Source organism: Arthrobacter sp. efr-133-R2A-63 (genome assembly GCF_030209795.1).
Lineage (GTDB): Bacteria > Actinomycetota > Actinomycetes > Actinomycetales > Micrococcaceae > Arthrobacter > Arthrobacter bambusae_A.
This window is the reverse complement of record NZ_JARVRG010000013.1, coordinates 34,169-51,158: the sequence shown is the minus strand read 5'-3', so window position 1 is coordinate 51,158 and position 16,990 is coordinate 34,169. Positions and strand designations below refer to the sequence as shown.

General features: G+C 65.6%; 18 protein-coding genes. 9 read left to right on the top strand and 9 right to left on the bottom strand.

Translation table 11 applies throughout. From position 1 onward, the window contains the following. Positions 1-41: 41 nt before the first annotated feature. Positions 42-857 (bottom strand): hypothetical protein, encoded by an 816-nt coding sequence (locus tag QRN45_RS06810; protein WP_284762774.1) that lies wholly within the window; start codon positions 855-857, stop codon positions 42-44. A 123-nt stretch (positions 858-980) separates the two neighbouring features. On the opposite strand from QRN45_RS06810, the gene QRN45_RS06805 reads away from it, so the two are divergent. From QRN45_RS06805 to QRN45_RS06795, 3 genes are read left to right on the top strand one after another with little or no spacing between them, the layout of a single operon-like run. Then, positions 981-1,649, top strand: coding sequence for a DUF1684 domain-containing protein (locus QRN45_RS06805; RefSeq protein ID WP_264636572.1), 669 nt, complete (start codon positions 981-983; stop codon positions 1,647-1,649). 41 nt (positions 1,650-1,690) lie between these two features. Further along, the gene (locus QRN45_RS06800) at positions 1,691-2,539 is read left to right on the top strand and encodes a fumarylacetoacetate hydrolase family protein (protein ID WP_284762773.1); all 849 of its coding nucleotides are present in this window, start codon (positions 1,691-1,693) and stop codon (positions 2,537-2,539) included. Between the two features lie 18 nt (positions 2,540-2,557). Continuing rightward, positions 2,558-3,049, top strand: a complete 492-nt coding sequence (locus QRN45_RS06795; RefSeq protein WP_241707457.1) for a GtrA family protein — start codon at positions 2,558-2,560, stop codon at positions 3,047-3,049. 78 nt (positions 3,050-3,127) lie between these two features. Here the strand turns inward: QRN45_RS06795 and QRN45_RS06790 are convergent, their stop codons facing one another. The 6 genes from QRN45_RS06790 to QRN45_RS06765 all read right to left on the bottom strand — a co-directional run bounded on the left by QRN45_RS06790 (position 3,128) and on the right by QRN45_RS06765 (position 9,626). After that, positions 3,128-4,285, bottom strand: a complete 1,158-nt coding sequence (locus QRN45_RS06790; RefSeq protein ID WP_241707456.1) for a cysteine desulfurase family protein — start codon at positions 4,283-4,285, stop codon at positions 3,128-3,130. 4 nt (positions 4,286-4,289) lie between these two features. Then, positions 4,290-5,186 carry a carboxylating nicotinate-nucleotide diphosphorylase gene (nadC, locus tag QRN45_RS06785; RefSeq protein ID WP_284762769.1) on the bottom strand — a complete coding sequence of 299 codons (897 nt, stop codon included), beginning with the start codon at positions 5,184-5,186 and terminating at the stop codon, positions 4,290-4,292. Then, positions 5,179-6,993 (bottom strand): L-aspartate oxidase, encoded by a 1,815-nt coding sequence (gene nadB, locus QRN45_RS06780; RefSeq protein ID WP_284762767.1) that lies wholly within the window; start codon positions 6,991-6,993, stop codon positions 5,179-5,181. Before nadB ends, nadC begins: the two co-directional genes overlap by 8 nt. Before the next feature lie 37 nt (positions 6,994-7,030). Next, positions 7,031-8,338, bottom strand: coding sequence for a quinolinate synthase NadA (gene nadA / locus QRN45_RS06775; protein WP_284762765.1), 1,308 nt, complete (start codon positions 8,336-8,338; stop codon positions 7,031-7,033). Further along, a complete protein-coding gene (locus QRN45_RS06770) occupies positions 8,335-9,045 on the bottom strand; it encodes an NUDIX hydrolase (protein ID WP_078108561.1) in 711 nt (236 codons plus the stop codon). The genes nadA and QRN45_RS06770 overlap by 4 nt, the downstream gene beginning before the upstream one ends. A 101-nt stretch (positions 9,046-9,146) precedes the next feature. Beyond that, the gene (locus tag QRN45_RS06765) at positions 9,147-9,626 is read right to left on the bottom strand and encodes an Lrp/AsnC family transcriptional regulator (protein WP_284762763.1); all 480 of its coding nucleotides are present in this window, start codon (positions 9,624-9,626) and stop codon (positions 9,147-9,149) included. 176 nt (positions 9,627-9,802) lie between these two features. Here QRN45_RS06765 and QRN45_RS06760 point away from each other — a divergent pair, with 176 nt between their 5' ends. The 5 genes from QRN45_RS06760 to QRN45_RS06740 all read left to right on the top strand — a co-directional run bounded on the left by QRN45_RS06760 (position 9,803) and on the right by QRN45_RS06740 (position 14,599). Then, positions 9,803-11,185 (top strand): amino acid permease, encoded by a 1,383-nt coding sequence (locus tag QRN45_RS06760; RefSeq protein ID WP_284762761.1) that lies wholly within the window; start codon positions 9,803-9,805, stop codon positions 11,183-11,185. 192 nt (positions 11,186-11,377) lie between these two features. Beyond that, positions 11,378-12,415 carry a thiamine pyrophosphate-dependent enzyme gene (locus QRN45_RS06755; RefSeq protein WP_241707527.1) on the top strand — a complete coding sequence of 346 codons (1,038 nt, stop codon included), beginning with the start codon at positions 11,378-11,380 and terminating at the stop codon, positions 12,413-12,415. Then, complete coding sequence (locus QRN45_RS06750) at positions 12,408-13,442, top strand: alpha-ketoacid dehydrogenase subunit beta (protein WP_241707450.1); 1,035 nt, start codon at positions 12,408-12,410, stop codon at positions 13,440-13,442. Before QRN45_RS06755 ends, QRN45_RS06750 begins: the two co-directional genes overlap by 8 nt. Further along, complete coding sequence (locus QRN45_RS06745) at positions 13,435-13,764, top strand: biotin/lipoyl-containing protein (RefSeq protein WP_078108520.1); 330 nt, start codon at positions 13,435-13,437, stop codon at positions 13,762-13,764. The genes QRN45_RS06750 and QRN45_RS06745 overlap by 8 nt, the downstream gene beginning before the upstream one ends. 4 nt (positions 13,765-13,768) lie before the next feature. Continuing rightward, positions 13,769-14,599 (top strand): alpha/beta fold hydrolase, encoded by an 831-nt coding sequence (locus tag QRN45_RS06740; RefSeq protein ID WP_241707449.1) that lies wholly within the window; start codon positions 13,769-13,771, stop codon positions 14,597-14,599. A 31-nt stretch (positions 14,600-14,630) separates the two neighbouring features. On the opposite strand, the gene QRN45_RS06735 is transcribed toward QRN45_RS06740, so the two are convergent. Next, complete coding sequence (locus QRN45_RS06735) at positions 14,631-15,044, bottom strand: winged helix DNA-binding protein (RefSeq protein WP_264636580.1); 414 nt, start codon at positions 15,042-15,044, stop codon at positions 14,631-14,633. An 82-nt stretch (positions 15,045-15,126) separates the two neighbouring features. On the opposite strand from QRN45_RS06735, the gene QRN45_RS06730 reads away from it, so the two are divergent. Continuing rightward, a complete protein-coding gene (locus tag QRN45_RS06730) occupies positions 15,127-15,780 on the top strand; it encodes a phosphoribosyltransferase (protein ID WP_241707447.1) in 654 nt (217 codons plus the stop codon). Between the two features lie 39 nt (positions 15,781-15,819). On the opposite strand, the gene QRN45_RS06725 is transcribed toward QRN45_RS06730, so the two are convergent. Next, positions 15,820-16,626 (bottom strand): AfsR/SARP family transcriptional regulator, encoded by an 807-nt coding sequence (locus QRN45_RS06725; RefSeq protein WP_241707446.1) that lies wholly within the window; start codon positions 16,624-16,626, stop codon positions 15,820-15,822. Positions 16,627-16,990: the final 364 nt, after the last annotated feature.

Genomic DNA, 16,990 nt, shown 5'->3' with positions numbered 1-16,990 from the left:
GAGGCTGAGTTGGCGCCGACGAATGTCTGTCAACCGTGGTTCTACAGATTGACCTTCAGAGACAATAGCATCCGCTGGACATTGGCGAATTCCGAACTCTGGTCAACATACTTGGCCGCTTGGTCCAAGGTATCGAAGGACTTCGCCGGAGCAACCACTTCGTCGGTGGCGAAGGCATGCACGGCAGGCATGTCCCCGAAGTAGTAGTTGCCCTTTCCGGCGGGCCCCACCACAAGGTTCCGCAGCTGGCAGGCCTGGCCGTCAGTTCCGGCCACCAGGTTGGTGATGCCGTACGAACCGAAGAATTTGTAGCCCTGGATGACCCGGAACACCACGTGCGGCGGGATCATGGAATCGCCGTCCGCGTGGGGCAGGTCAATGGGCACGCTGCTGACCACCGTGTAGGGGCGCTTGGCGGCCGGATTGCAGTCGGCCGGACTGGCCGAGGGCAGCCCGGTATGAAGCGTCGCCAGATACCCGGCCTTGGCGTCTTTGACCTCGATCTTCAGCGCGCCTGGCATGGAGCCGGCGTCGGGCGTGACCGATTGCGCAATCCAGTCTGTCGGAAGATCGAAGCTGACCTTCTTGGCTGCGTCGGAGTACGTCTTCCACGCCGCGGCCGTGGCCCCGGCCGTCGCCGTGCTTCCCGCGGAGGGGCTTCCCGAAGCAGTGGAACCGGCCGACGGCGGGGCTGTACCGGAGCCCGACGGCGACCCGCTCCCGGGTGCCGCGCTGTTGGACCCGGCCGTCCAGACCGGCCCGCCCGCGCCCTGGGAACTGCAGCCAGCCGCGGCGACCACGATGAGCGCACCCAGGACGGAGACTGAAAACTTCAACGGGATCCGCTTTGCTCTCATGCGCACCAGCCTAGCGGCGTTGAGCCGGCCGGCTGCCCGTCCGGGGCGGCGTTTCGCATGTGCGAAACCGGCAGACGGACTCCGGCGCCGCTTGGGCCCGCATCGTAGGACTAGGCTGGACGCATGGCTCCCGATCTGCTTGATGAGGACGAAAACAATGTGGCGGACATCTCCGCCGTGGACATCGCGGACTGGCGTTTGCGCACGTTCGCCATGTACGACGACGTGCGCAAGATCGCGTTGGACGATCCCTTCCAGGCCCATGTGTACTGGCGCCAGGAGCGGGACCGCATGTTCGGAACCCACCCGGCCTCGGCGCTGACTCCCGCCAGCAAGCAGGCTTTCTCGGGCTTGCGCACTGCGGACTACGATTCCCGGTTCCGCCGCTATGCCGCCCTTTCGCCGGAGGGCGCGGGCCAGGAGATGAACGTCCGGACCGGTACCGACGGGGTGGTGCCGTTTGTCCGCCTCGGCACCTTCGACCTCGACGAGCTTGGCTCGCTGGCCGTGTGGCGCCTGCGGAGCTATGGCGGCGGCATCTTCGTGCCCTTCCGCGATGCGACAGCCGGCAAACCCGGAGGAAGCTACGGCGCGGGCCGGTATTTGCTGGACACGATCAAGGGCGCTTTCCACGGCCTTCGCGGAACCGGGCAGCAGGAGTTCGTCCTCGACTTCAATTTCGCCTACAACCCGTCCTGCGCCTACAACGAGGCCTGGGCCTGCCCCTTGGCCGGGCCGGCGAATCGCCTGGCCGCAGACATCCCGGTGGGGGAGCTCTACCTGCCGGTCTAAATGGGACGGCCTCATGAGGCCGAAGGACGTAGGATGTCTTCATGACTTCCTCCCGTGCCCGCCGGATCGCCCGCGTCCGCCCGCTCTCCCCCGCCTCACCGGACGAACACTTCTTCGTCGCGAACGACGCCGTCGACTTCGCCTCCGCGGAAGGCCGGAGCTGGACCGTGGTGGACAGCCCGTTCCCGGGCTCCCCCGCAAACCGCAGCAGCGCCGGGCGGCCCGGCTGGATTGGAGGCTCCGAAGTTTCCGAGGACGCGTTCACGTTCCTGGCGCCATCTGTTCCGGCCAATGTCTTCGGCATGGCGCACAACACCGGCCAGCCCGGCCGGGATTTACCCGCCCAGGCGTTCCACAAGGCCGCCACAAGCGTCGTCGGACCGGGTGACGCCATCGAACTCGCCTCGGACGTCGGCTACGTGGACCCCGAAGCGGAACTGACCGTCGTCGTCGGACACAAGGTCCGCGGGCTCACGCTCGACACCGCGCGCGACGCCATCCTCGGTTTCACGATCGGCAACGACGTCTCGGCGAGGGACCTGCAGAAGACCGACGAACTGTGGATCAGCGCAAAAAGCCAGGACACCTTCACCCCCGCTGGCCCGTGGATCGTCACGGACCTCAACGACGGCGATCTTTCAATCGGCATCGTGCACAACGGCCGGGAATTGCGCACCGCCAGCACCGCGGACCTCGGCTGGAAGGTAGACGAAATCCTTGTCTACCTCACGTCGTTCATGACCTTGCACCCCGGCGACCTGGTCCTCACCGGCTTCCCGGCCGAGTGCGCCAGGATCGAACCCGGAGACCTCGTGACTTGCCGCATCGAGGGCATCGGAGAGCTCAGCAACCCCGTAATTGCAGCATCTTGGGAGAAATTTCCCAGCTAGATATGAAAGGCTTGAGCCATGGAGCCTCCTGCCGTGCCGGCACTTGAGACGCGGCAGACGTCCCTTTCCAGGCCAAAGACAAGCAATCGCCGCAAAGGCGTGCTGCGCTATCCGGTGGTCAGGCAGCTCATCCGTTTCACCGGCGTCGGGATCATCTGCACCGTCACCTCCCTGGCGCTGTATGCGCTGTTCCGGCCATGGATGGGACCCCAACCTGCCAACGCCGGAGCACTGATCATCACTTCGCTCATGAATACGGCCCTGAACCGGCGGCTCACCTTCAAGATCACCGGCAACCGGAAGATGACCCGGGACCACCTGAACGGACTGATCGTGATCGCCGTCGCGCTGGTCATCACGGGCGGGAGCTTGGGCGTGCTGCATGCGTTGCGGCCAGAAGCCACCCTTGCCGAAGACCTCTGGACCACCACGCTGTCCGGATTCGTCGCGACGGCCGTGCGGTTCACCATGCTGCGGCATTGGATTTTCCGCCGGGCCCGCCACGTTTGATTCCCAACTAGCTCGCATTTGTTGTCGTTTTGAGCCGTCTAAACGACAACAAATGCGAGCTAGTTGGGGTGGGGGCGGTCAGCGGCGACCGAGCCCCTGGACGCTCCCGACGGCGGCAGCCACGGCTTCCGCGGCTTGTTCCAGTTCCGCTGACGTCACCGTGGAGTCGAAGCTGAAGCGCACAGCAGTGTGGGCCACCTCCGACTCGATTCCCAAAGCCAGCAGGACCGGCGACGGAGCATCGGATCCGGCAGCGCAGGCCGAGCCGCTCGAACAGACCACGCCAAGCCGCTCAAGTTCCAGCAGGACCGACTCCCCGCTCGTGCCTGGGAAACAGAAGGACGCGACGGACGGCAAGCGTTGCGAGGGGTGGCCGGTCAGCACGGCATCCGGCACAGCCTCAAGGACAGCGTGGATGAAGGCATCACGCAACTCCGAGACACGCCCTGCCAGCGCGGACTGCCCGGCATGGGAGAGCGTCAGTGCCGTGGCCAGGGCAACGGCACCCGCGACGTTTTCGGTCCCGGAGCGCCTGCCCCGTTCCTGGCCGCCGCCATGGACCAGCGGTTCCAGGCGCAGCCTTCCCTTGGCATAAAGCACGCCGCTGCCCTTCGGCGCGCCGAGCTTGTGGCCCGAGATACTGAGGGCGTCTACCCCGAGTTCCTTGACGGCCAGGGGTAGCCAGCCTGCGGCCTGGACAGCGTCCGTGTGGAACGGCACGCCATGTTCGGCGGCCACCTCGGCGAGTTGGGCCACGGGCTGCACCGTCCCGATCTCGTTGTTCGCATACATGATGCTGACGAGTGCCGTCTCCGGAGTCAGGGCGGCCCGGAGCGCCTCGGCCGTCACCACGCCGTGCCGGTCCACGGGGACCACGTCCACTTCGAAGCCGTGGACGCGTTGCAAGTAGAGCGCGGATTCCTCGACGGCGGGGTGCTCGATGGCGCTGATGACGATGCGATTCAGGGCAGGATCCGCCGCACGCCTCGCGAGCGCGATTCCTTTCACCGCCAGGTTGTCCGCCTCGGTGCCACCGGAGGTGAAGGTGATCTCCCCCGGCCGGCAACCCAGGACCTTCGCGACCGTCGCGCGGGCCCCGGACAACGCATTCGCGGCTGCTTCGCCGAGGCTGTGATGACTCGAGGGATTGCCGAACTCCCCCGTCAGATACGGCCACATCGCTTCGAGGACTTCCCTGCGGACGGGTGTGGTCGCCGCGGCGTCGAGGAAGATCATGGCGTCAGCCGAGCGCCGGGGACAGGTCCGGTGTCACGTCGAGCGTCACGTCCAGGCCGAGGTCCAGCGCGTTGACGCTGTGCGTGAGTCCGCCGATGGAAATGACATCGACTCCGGCTGCGGCGATGTCCGCCACGGTGTTGACGTTGACATTGCCGCTCGCCTCGACGACGGCTCGGCCAGCCACCTGCTTCACGCCGGCGCGGAGCTCCTCCAGGGAGAAGTTGTCCAGCATGATCGTGTCGACGCCGGCCGCCAGCACGGGTTCGATCTGCTCGGCGCTGTCCACTTCCACTTCGAAGTGCGTAGTGTGGCCCAGCTGGGCTTTCGCGGCCTTGAGCAGTGCGGTGAGCTTGGCGGAATCGCCACCGGTCATCACGGCCAGGTGGTTGTCCTTGGCCAGGACGGCGTCGGACAGGCTGTAGCGGTGGTTGGCTCCCCCGCCGCACCGTACGGCGTAGCGTTCCAACACCCGCAGTCCGGGGGTTGTCTTCCGCGTGTCCGTGATGCGTGCCTTGGTGCCGTCGACCAATGCGACGAATTCCGCGGTCTTCGTCGCGATGGCGCTCATGCGCTGGGCCAGGTTGAGCCCGACGCGTTCGGCGAGCAGCACCGAGCGGGCGCGGCCGCTGACCCGCGCCAGATGGGTGCCGGCGTCGAACTTTTCACCGTCCGCGAGCAACAGCTCCACTTCGGTGTCCGGGTCGACGAGCAGCATGGCATCACGGAACACCGTTCCTCCGCTGAAGACCCCAGGAACCCGGGCGTTGAGCACCGCGGTGGCTCGGGCCTCGGCGGGAATGAGCAACTGCGAGGTGATGTCGCCACTCGGCGCGTCCTCCGCGAAAGCCCGCTCCAGAATGTCCCGGACGGATGCTGCGGGGAGGGTCAGGCTAGTCATGGACGAGGCTCGCTTTCCGGCGGATCGTGTATCTCTGGACAATTTCTTCGCGCCGGGTTTCGACTGCGTCACTCCGATAATGCGCCCCGAGCGACCCCCGCCGCGCCCCCGCAGACCGCACCAACAACTGCGCGGCAAGGAGCAAATTGGCATCCTCATGAACCACGGAATCCACCGAGTCCGGCACATTCTCAGGAAGCACGACGTCGGCCCAGGCCTCGAGTGCCTCAGCAGCCTCCCGGAGCAAGCCCCCGGTCCGCAGCACCCCCGCCTTGGCCGTCATGAGCCTCCGAAGCGCGGTCCTGGAGAAGGGCTCAGGGACAAGCTCAGGTTGCCACGCGAGTAGTCCGGCCGGCTCGGGTTTCCACGCGGTGAGGCGACCTTCGTCTGATGGTGTCCCGGCAGCGTGCGTAAAAGCGAGGCCGCCCGCGGCCGTGGGCCCACGCGATCCGGGTTCCCTGGCCGAGCTTGCGAGGTTAGGGAGATCGTGGGGAGCACGCAGAGGGATGCCGTCAGGCGACGCCAAAGGCGACCCGGCGTCGGGGTCTGCAAGGAAAGCCTCGACAGCCCGCCGCCCGAACACAAGCCCTTCGAGCAAGGAGTTACTCGCCAAGCGGTTCGCGCCTTGGACTCCGGTGCACGCTACTTCGCCCGCAGCGAGCAACCCAGGAACGGACGTGCGGCCGAACAGGTCGGTGACTACGCCCCCCATCCAGTAGTGGGCGGCAGGGGCAACAGGAACCGGCTCGAGGGTCCAGTCGATGCCGGCTTCACGGGTCCGGGCGCTGAGGGTGGGGAAGCGCTTCTCAAGGAAACCCACCCCTTTGTTCGCTTCCACCCCACGGGCGTCTAGGAAGACGTGGCCGTTCGGATCGCCAAGCGAGGCCAGGTGGAGGGCGATGCTGCGGGAGACGACGTCGCGCGGTGCCAGTTCGGCGTCGGGGTGGTAGCGCGGCATGAACCGCTCGCCCTGCGCGTCCACCAGGATGGCGCCTTCGCCACGGACGGCTTCGGAGATGAGGAGCGGATCGGCGCCGAGGTGGGCTGGTCCTCCCGCAGCGGAGGGGACCATGCTCGTGGGGTGGAACTGGAAGAACTCCAGGTCTGCGAGCTCGGCACCTGCCCTCCAGGCGAGCGCGAGTCCGTCGGCCGTTGCCACGGAGGGGTTGGTGGTTTGTGCAAACAGCTGCCCCGCGCCACCGGTTGCCAGCAGCACGGCATCGCCGAGGACGCTCTCAACGCGGCCGTGGCGCAGGAATTCAACGCCCGTTACCCGCCCCTCGGACTGGATCAGGGACGTGGCCTGGGCATGTCCGAGCACCTGGATTGTCCCGGCGTCCTGCGCGTCGAGGACGGCCAGGATGAGCGCGTTCGCGACCCCGGCTCCGGTGGCGTCTCCGCCGGTGTGCAGGATCCTCGGCGCGGAGTGGGCGGCTTCGAGCCCCAAGGCGGGGTCGCCGTCGTCGTCCGCGTCGAAACGGACACCGAAACGCTCCAGCCCCCTGATGTCGAGGCGCGCTTCAGTGCACAGCGCCCGCACGGCTTCCTCGTTGCAGTGGCCCGCGCCGGCCTTGAGGGTATCCGTGATGTGCGCTGCGACGGTGTCGCCGGGGGCTGGCTCCTCAAGCACTGCCGAAATCCCGCCTTGGGCGAAGAAGGTATTGCTGTCCGCGAGCGCGCCCTTGCTCAGCAGGACGACCTCCGCACCGGCCTCGGCGGCCAGCAGCGCTGAGTAAAGTCCGGCGATGCCGCTTCCGACGACGACGAGTCGCCGCGCCGGAGCGCCGGGAATGCGTTCTGCAGTCATGAGAGGCTCGATTCGACTGGTTGGTACCGGGTGTGGCCTAGAGCGGCCGTGCTGCAAGCATGCGTTCGAGGGCGATCTTGGCGTTGTCCTTGACCGAGTCGTCCACGGTGATGCGGTTGACGACGCGGCCTTCCACCAGTTCCTCGAGCACCCATGCGAGGTAGCCGGGGTGGATGCGGTACATCGTGGAGCAAGGGCAGATCACCGGGTCGAGGCAGAAGATGGTGTGTTGCGGGTTCTCCGCGGCCAAGCGGTTCACCATGTTGATCTCGGTGCCGATCGCGAAGGTGGTGGGCTCGGTTGCGGCGGCGATGGCCTTCTTGATGAAGTCGGTAGAGCCCGCGCCGTCCGCGGCGTCGACAACTTCCATGGGGCACTCGGGGTGCACAATGACGTTCACGCCCGGGAATTCGGCGCGGGCCTTCTCGATCTGGCCGACGTTGAAGCGCTTGTGGACGGAGCAGAAACCGTGCCAGAGGATGACCCGGGAATCCAACAGGGTCTGATCGTCGTTTCCGCCGAGTTCCTTGCGCGGGTTCCACATCGGCATCTGCTCCAGCGGCACGCCGAGGGCCTTGGCCGTGTTGCGGCCCAGGTGCTGATCCGGGAAGAAGAGGACCCTCTGGCCACGTTCGAAGGCCCATTCGAGCACCGTCTTGGCATTCGAGGACGTGCAGACGATGCCGCCGTTGCGTCCGCAGAAGGCCTTCAATGCGGCCGATGAATTCATGTAGGTTACCGGGATGACCGGGGCACGGCCTTCGGAATCGGGGGCGGTTCCGAAGAGCTCCTCGAGCTGCTCCCAGCATTCCTCCACCGAGTCCTCGTCCGCCATGTCCGCCATGGAGCAGCCGGCGGCCAGGTTCGGCAGAATCACGGCCTGGTCCTCGCTGGACAGGATGTCGGCAGTCTCTGCCATGAAGTGCACGCCGCAGAAGATGATGGCCTCGGCGTCGGGCTTGGTCAGGGCGGCGTTGGCGAGCTGGAAGGAGTCGCCCACGAAGTCCGCGTACTGGACAACTTCATCGCGCTGGTAGAAGTGGCCGAGGATGACGGCCCGGTCCCCCAGGGTCTCCTTGGCGGCGCGGATCCGGGCGTCCAGCTCGGCGTCGCTGGCCACCTTGTACTCTTCCGGCAACTGGCCTTGGCGGGGCGTGGCCTTCGGAGCGTCGTCGGAACTGGAAGCGCCCGGGCCATAGGCCGGAATGCCTGCGAGGGCTTCGGCGAGGTCGTACTCCCACGGACCTTCCGCCAGGGCGGGGCTGCACGTCGAGCCGGCCGCGGAACGGCCGCTTTCGGCTTCTTCCCGCGTGATCAGCTGGATAGCTGTGTTGACGCTGCTCATGGTGTACTCCTGTTATCTGGCCCGAGTCCGGGCGTGCCGGTGAAGCGGTAGAGGCGGGGCGGGCGATGTTTCCCGCCCTGGAGGTATTCACCGGTTTCCTCGATTTCCGGTGTCCCCTTGATTTGCCGGCGGAAGTTCGCCGGATCCAGCTGGCGATCCAGGACAGCCTCGTAGACTTCGCGGACCTGTGCCAAGGTGAAGAATTCACCCAGCAAGTGATAGGCGATGGACCCATATGCCATCTTGTTGCGCAGCCGCCACAAGGCGTAGTCCACGATTGCGTTGTGGTCGAAGGCCAATGCAGCGAGCCGGTCCGCGCGAAACCAGCGGACATTCTCGGATTCGTCGGCCAGGGCGGCTTCCGTGGGCTGCACCAAGGCCCAGTACACAATCGACACGACCCGCTGGGCGGGGGAACGGTGGAGGCCGCCGAAAGCGTAGAGCTGCTCGAGGTAGTGGGGAGCCAGCCCCGTGGTCTCGCGCAGGTTCCGGGAAGCGGCATCCTGGAGGGATTCGTCGTGCTGCAGCGGGCCGCCGGGTAACGCCCACATGTCCTTGAACGGTTCGCGGATGCGGCGCACCAACGGCAGCCACAGCGTAGGGCGGCCGGAGCTTTCACTCGGGCGGAGGGCGAAGATCACCGTCGATATGGCCAACGACGGCGGCGCGAGCCTGCGCTCTGCGACATTGGCGGAGGGGGCGTACACGGTTTTCACCCCGCTTCTTTGCCGTAGGGACCAGAAAATTAGTTATAGTCAAAATGACTAGAACTAATGGTACGACTGTCAGCGGACAGTGTCCAAATGTTTCAGCCGGCAGTCTCCTTGGCCACAGCTTCCAGGAGCGGCAAGGTGCGGCCTTGGAAATGGGTGTTCAGCACAATCACCGACAACGAACGGAGCACGGTCTTGGTGGCAATGAGCTTGTCCAGCACGCGCTGCAGGTCCGAGTTCGACTTGCCCACCACACGCACCATAAGGTCCGAACTGCCGGAAACGGTATGGACCTCGATGAGCTCGGGAATGGCGGCCAGGGCTTCGACGACCGCGTCGTGCCCCAGGTCCTGGTTGATGGTGAGCGAGCAGAAAGCGACCACGGGATAGCCGAAGCCGGCGGGATCGGGCTGCGGAACCCACGGAGCCACCACTCCGCGCTCGGCCATCCGGTCCAGCCGGGACTGGACCGTGGCACGGGCGACCTTCAGGACCCTGGATGCCTCGAGGACAGACGCCCGCGGGGAGTCGGTGAAAAATCGGACAATCTTGGCGTCCAGCTCGTCGACAACCATCAGTTTTTCCCACTTCCGCCCATGAGCTGTACAAATCGGCACTCCATGCCCAGATGTCGCACCAGCTTGTAACCATCATCTCACGGGTGTTTTTCGCCACTTTCCTTCGGAAGCGGTAAATTCGATAAGTCCCACGAGGACCAGCTGACAAACCATCCACAAGAAGGCAAACACGAATGACAACGAAGTCCACCGCTGTTCGACCCGCCATTCCTTCGCACGGCCTCGGCCACTCGATGAAGCCGCGCCAGCTCACCATGATGGGCCTCGGCAGCGCGATCGGCGCGGGTCTTTTCCTCGGCTCGGGCGCCGGAATCCACGCGGCAGGCCCGGCGGTACTCATTTCCTACCTTGTGGCGGGAACCCTGATCATCATCGTGATGTGGGCGCTGGGCGAGATGGCGGCCGCCAATCCCAACAGCGGCGCATTCTCCGTCTACGCGGAAAAGGCCATGGGCAAGACGGCAGGGTCCACCGTCGGCTGGCTATGGTGGCTGCAGCTGGTAGTGGTCATCGCCGCGGAGGCACTCGGCGCAGCAGGATTGCTGTTTTCCGTCTGGCCGGTCATTCCCGTATGGGCGCTTGCTTTGGTCTTCATGGTGGCCTTCACCGCGATCAACCTCGCCGGGGTCCGGAACTTCGGTGAATTCGAGTTCTGGTTCGCCATCCTGAAGGTCGCAGCCATCGTGGCCTTCCTCGTCATCGGCGCAGCCTTGCTGTTCGGCTGGCTGCCCGGCGCAACTTCACCAGGACTTGGAAACCTCACGGGCAACTTTGCACCGTCAGGCTGGTCCGGAATTGCCGCGGCGCTGTTCGTGGTGATCTTCGCCTTCGGCGGCACCGAAATCGTGAGCGTAGCTGCCGCGGAAACGCAGAATCCCGCACACAGTGTCGGCAAGGCCATCCGCACGGTGGTGTGGCGCATCCTGGTTTTCTACATCGGTTCCGTCTTCGTCATCGCCGCAGTCCTTCCCTCCGACTCCGACGCCTTGAAGTCGCCGTTCGCCGGTGTCCTGGACCTTGCCGGCATCCCGGGAGCCGGCACGGCCATCACCCTCGTTGCCGTCGTGGCGCTGCTTTCCGCGCTCAACGCGAATCTCTACGGTGCCTCGCGCATGGTCTTCTCTTTGTCTGAGCGCGGCGAAGCTCCGGCCTTCCTGTCGCGGCTGCGCGGCGCCCAGGTGCCCATGGCCGCCGTCGGGGTTTCCGTTGCGTTCGGCTTCATTGCCACCATCCTGGAACTGCTGTTCCCCGACCACGTGCTTCCGGCATTGCTTAACCTCGTGGGTTCCACGTGCCTCGTGGTCTGGGGAACGGCGCTCGTGTCGCAGTTCATCCTGCGCCGCCGCGCCGACCGCGAAGGAACCGAGCTGCCGCTTCGCATGAAGGGCTTCCCCTTCCTCACCGTGTTCGGCCTGGCGCTGCTTGCCTTGATCTTCGCGGTGGGCTTCTCGAATGCCGAGAGCGCCGGCCAGCTGATCGGCACGTTCCTGTTGATCGCGTGCATCGCCGTGGCATGCCGGATCGGTGCCAAGGCCAAGTCCGCACGAAACGCCTAAGCAAACCCAACCAGCTCGCAGTTGTTGTCGTTATGAGCCCTCATAACGACAACAACTGCGAGCTAGTTGGGTGAGCCGGAACGTGCACAAACTGTAAAGCGTTCCTGCAGAACCGCTGGCAGTTCATGGCAGTTTGACTAGGGCTGATTAGGCGGATTGCCTACGATCAAAACAGTGACTACGGTCACGTCCATGGACTCACTTCTTCCCGTCGTGGCCGCAGCCGACGCCGCGCCCCTGTCCCCCGGACAGCTCAGGGAGCTCTATTCCCTGATGGCTGCCGTTCGATACCTCGATACTTCCGCCGTCGCCTGGCAGCGGCAGGGAATCATCCCCGGCTACGCTCCGGAACTCGGCCAGGAAGCCGCCCAGGTCGGCAGCGCCTATGCCCTCGACACTGCGCGTGACTTCGCCTTTCCGACGTACCGCGAGATGGGCGTCGCCCGGACCATGGGCGTGGACATGGTGGCGTACATGTCCACCCACAAGGCAACGTGGCACGGCGGCATGTACGATCCCGTTGCCAGCCGCCTCGCGCCCATCCAGGCCGTGGTGGCAGGATCAGTGCTCCACGCCGTCGGCTGGGCCCACGGCCAGACCCTCAGCGGGGAAGACGGAGTGGCCCTCAGCTACTTCGGCGACGGCGCGTCCTCCCAAGGCGACGTCCATGAGGCCATGAACTTTGCCGCCGTGATGAAGGCACCGGTTGTCTTCTTCATCCAGAACAACGGCTGGGCGATATCCGTGCCCACCGAACGGCAAGTTGCCGGCGGCTCGGTGGCTGCACGCGCCGCGGGCTACGGGATCCCGGGCATCCAAGTGGACGGCAACGATGTGGTCGCCGTCCATGAGGCCACCCGCAACGCCTTCGCCCACTGCCGCGCAGGAAACGGTCCGGTGGTAGTCGAGGCCATGACCTACCGCCGCGGGCCGCATTCAACCGCCGACGACCCCGGCCGGTACCGCAGCCTCGACGACGAGCGCATCGACGCCGGCACGGACCCTCTGGAACGCCTCCGCGAGCGCTTGCTCGCAGAGGGCGTAGCCGACGAGGCATTCCTCACCGCCGCCCACCAGGCCGCCCGGGCAGAGGAAGAAGCGATCCGTGCCGGAATCGAAGCGCTTGGCCCCCGGCCTGGCAACGAGATGTTCGATTTCGTCTTCCAGGAAACCACCCCCGCCCTTGAAAACCAGGCCACCCGTTGGCGCGAGGAGTCCGAACATGTCTGAGAGCACCACCGCCATCCTTGAAGCCGCGGCGGCTACCGAGACCCAATCCGTCAAGCTTTCCATGCAACAGGCGCTCAATCGCGCGTTGGACGAGATCCTCTCGAACGATCCCAAAACGGTGGTCTTCGGCGAGGACTGCGGCCAATTGGGCGGAGTCTTCCGCATCACCGACGGGCTGCAGGCCAAGCACGGCGGATCCCGGGTCTTTGACACGCCGCTTGCGGAATCGGGCATCCTGGGCATGTCCGTGGGCCTGGCCATGGCCGGCTTCCACCCGATCCCGGAGGTTCAGTTCGACGGCTTCGCGTATCCCGCCATCAACCAGATCGTGTGCCAGATCGCCCGGATGAACTACCGCAGCCGCGGCACCTTGCCGATGCCCATCACGCTCCGTGTGCCCAGTTTCGGCGGCATCCGCGCCCCCGAACACCACGGGGAAAGCCTTGAGGCACTCTTCGCGCACGTTCCGGGCCTCAAGGTGGTCTCACCGTCGGACCCGCACGATGCCTATCACCTGCTCAAGTACGCGGCCTCGCGGCCTGACCCGGTGATCTTCATGGAACCGAAGTCCCGGTACTGGCAAAAGGGCGACGTCGGCACCTCCGACGGCGGTACCCTCACCGGCGCCCGCGTAGTCCGGCCCGGCCGCCACCTGACGCTCGTGGCCTGGGGTGCCATGGTTGCCCGGTGCCTGCAGGTTGCCGAACTCGCCGCGGAGGACGGAATCGACGTCGAGGTCCTCGATTTGCGCTGGCTCAAGCCGATCGACGCCGAAGCCCTGGCGACGTCCGTCGGAAAGACGCGGCGCGCCGTCGTCGTGCACGAAGCTCCGCTGACGTCCGGACTGGGAGCCGAAGTGGCCCAGCTGATCACGCAAAGCTGCTTCGACACGCTCAAGGCGCCCGTCGAACGCGTCACCGGCTTTGACGTGCCGTATCCCTCCGGCGACCTGGAGGACGAATACATTCCGAACATTGACCGTATCCTCCTGGGGATCCAACGAGTACTGGAGTATCGACGTGGCTGAAATCAGCTTCCCCCTGCCCGATCTTGGCGAAGGGCTCATCGAAGCCACCGTGCTGGACTGGCTCGTCTCCCCCGGCGACCAGGTGGAACGGAACCAGCCGCTCGTGGAACTGGAAACGAGCAAATCCGCCCTCGAGTTGCCGAGCCCGCAGGCGGGTAAAGTGATCCGTATCCACGGCGCGCCGGGCGAGACCATCAACGTCGGCGAGCCGCTGGTGGTGTTCGAGGTGCCGGACAATACTGCCGGCATCGTGGGCACCGTTCCCCAGGATGACGCACCGAAGCGCCGGGTCCGCCTGAGCGCCGTACTTGATGAGGACTGACACCATGAGCGGCAGGCACACGGAAGAGCACATCCACACGGTGGAAGGGACAGACCCGCACCTGTTCGTGGAAGTCCATGAGCCTGCCGAAGGCACCGACACCGGGTTGCGCCCTGTCCTGCTGTTGCACGGTTTCTCCTCTTCGACCAAGCTCAATTGGGGCGACACGGGCTGGATCTCCACCCTCAAGTCCGCCGGCCGGCGGGTCATCACGGTGGACCTTCCCGGGCACGGCCAGAGCAGTTCGCCCGAGGACCTGGACTCCTACTCCCCGAGCCGGATCCGCGCGGACCTGCTCCAGATAGTTGCCGACGCCGGTGCGCGCCCCGTGCGCGCCGGTGACCCTGCCAGCGGGCTCGACGTGATCGGCTATTCCTTGGGCTCCCGGCTCGCCTGGGAATTCGGGGCGACCCAGCCCGAACTCGTGCACCGGCTGGTGTTGGGCGGCCCGAACAAGGAAGACCCGCTGGCGTCCTTCGATCTCGCGGCGGCCCAGCGCTATCTCGCGGACGGCACACCCATTGAAGACGAGTCCACGGCAGGGTTGCTGAAGATGGCGCAACTCTTGCCGAGCAACGATCTTTTTGCGCTCTTGTCGCTCATCGAAGCGATCAAGGGTGAACCGTTCGATCCGGCCGAAGCCGTCCCCCACATGCCGATGCTCCTGGTGGCCGGCGATAAGGACGAACGCGCCGTCACGATGCCGGAACTCGCGTCCATCGCTGCCCGCGCCGGCGGCATGGTTGAACAACTGCTTGTCCCGGGGCGGAACCACAGCAACGCCGTGACGAGCCGCGTGTTCAAGGACGCCGCGGTCGCGTTCCTCGGTGTCTAGGTAGGCGTCTACGTAGATGCGGAGCGGCTGACTAGCCCGCCAGCCGCTCCGCATTGAGCGTCATGCGCTCCAGCACGCTGACGGCCATGGCGTATTCGTCGATACCGATCCCCATCGAGAGGTCCTGGCGCGCCTCTTCTACGAATCTTTGCGCTTCCGCGTGCTTCGCGTGGCCCAGTTCGCTGAGGCTGATGCGGCTGTCCACCATGATGATCATGCCGCGGCCCACCATCGCGGCGAGTTCATTTTCGCGACGCCGCGTGTCGCCGCCCCAGAAGGGGTTGAGTGTTCCGTCAAGGTCCTGGGGGCTGAGTGGCGCCTCTGCCAGGACATTGAGGGTCTGCCACTGCCTCCGGCTGAGTTTCAACCTCGCCAAGGTGCTGTCCAAATGCGCCTCCAATGCGGCATCCAGGCGTTTGGTCCAGTAACCGATCGGCTTGTTCACATGGCCCATCGTGGCAGCGCCGAGCGGTCCCGGCAAGAAAGGTAGGCTTGATTCAGCGCTGGATGACGTGGAAGTGGGACGAATGGGCATGCGCTTCAAGGACCGCGCGGACGCCGGACGCCGCGTGGCAGCGGGGCTTCCGCAGCTCCGGCAACGGCCGGACACCGTCCTGTTGGGCCTCGCCCGCGGCGGGATCCCGGTGGCGGCCGCTGCCGCCGTCGAGCTCCACCAGCCGTACGGCGCCGTCCTGGTGCGCAAGCTCGGCATCCCGGGGCGTGAAGAAACAGCGTTCGGCGCGCTCGCGTGGTCCAACGGCAGGATCGTGCGCATCCTCAACCGGCCCCTTGCGGAACGCATGTTGCGTCACGGAATCACCCAGGCGTCGCTGGACGCGGTGGAGGCACGCGAGCGCGGAGAACTCCTCCGGCGTGTGAAGACCTACCCCGGCATCAACTTCGATCTCTCGGGCAAGACTGTGGTCCTTGTCGATGACGGACTCGCGACGGGCGCCACGATGCGCGCCGCCGTCGAGGCCGTGCGCGCGGGAGGGGCGGCGACTGTGGTTGCCGCCGTTCCGGTGTCATCCCTCGAAGCCCAGGCGTCCATCAGCAGGGTGTGCGATTTCATGATGTGCGTGCACACGCCGGGCAAGTTCCACGCCGTCGGCGCGTTCTACGAGCACTTCGAGCAATTGACCGACGACGACGCCGTGCGGCTTTTGGAGCGGGCGGGGTAGTTCCAACCGATGGACACAGGCGTTCGACGACCGACCTGACTACGCCGTCGGCCGCCGGTTCGTCATCACGTTGTGGCTCGAGGGCAATGCCTGGGTAAACGGGAAGCCTCCGACGGCGTTTTGACGGCCGCTCGCCCCGACGGCATGGCGGATGAGCTTGGCGAGGGACGGGGACGGGCCCACCCCGAATTCCTGCCTCAGCTCCGCAGAATAGCTCTTGTAGGTGCGAAGGGCCGAGACAAGGTCGCCGGTGGCGAGGTGTGCCTGGATCAACAACTGGTACGAGGACTCCCGGAATGGTTCAAGGGAGATTGCCACAGTGGTGGCGGCCTTGCTTTCCTCGGCGTTTCCCTGGCTGAGATGGAACGCGGCGATGGAGTCGAGGGCTGCGGTCCGCACTGCGCGGAAGCGTTCCTGTTCGGCCAGGATCCAGTCCTCGTACCATCCCGGAAGCAGCTCCGCCGTCCGCAGCCGTTCCCACCTGTGATACGAATCGGTCAGCTCAGACGCCGGGGCGTGAAGCTCGCGCTCGAGTTCGGTGATATCAACGAGAACCTGCTCGCTGAGAGCCACCGAGACTTCCGTGGTTCCGTCGGCATCAAGCAAGCCGGGGAGCTCGTGGTTGATGTGCCAGATACTCACCCTGAGGCCGACCGCAGCCTGGGCATCGGATGAATCGGGCCAGAGAAGCCCGGAGAGGAACGTGCGCGGCCGCTCGCCGAGGAGGGCCAGCGCGGTGATAAGGCGTTGCTGCCGGTGCGCTACTTTCTGGCGCCGGCCATCCCTGCTCAGGGTCCAACCATTGAGCAAGGTCAAGGACCACTGAGGGTCTGGTGATGAAACCACGTCTCGTACCCCAATCGAACGTCGGATTCCTGGTGGGCAAAACGGTACGTCGTCAGACACTAGTCAGCGTTCACGGGCCCGGTCACGAGTGGCCGCTACTTGAATCAAGGATCCCTAACGAATGCCCTACTTACTCGTAATGGAATTTTGTCCCCGCTGACGTCGGAAGGCACCTGACCGAAGCGACCGCGGCAAAGCCACGCCTGCGTGTAACGGTGCTGTAACGGGTTCGGTCCCATGCTCATCCGAACATGCTCCTGACCTGGCGCATGTAAACGGCGAGCGAAATCGAGGTGCGGCCATGAACAATCCAGGCCCCCTTTTCCGGCGACCGTGCACAAGCGGCCCCCGGGTGCTTCCCAGC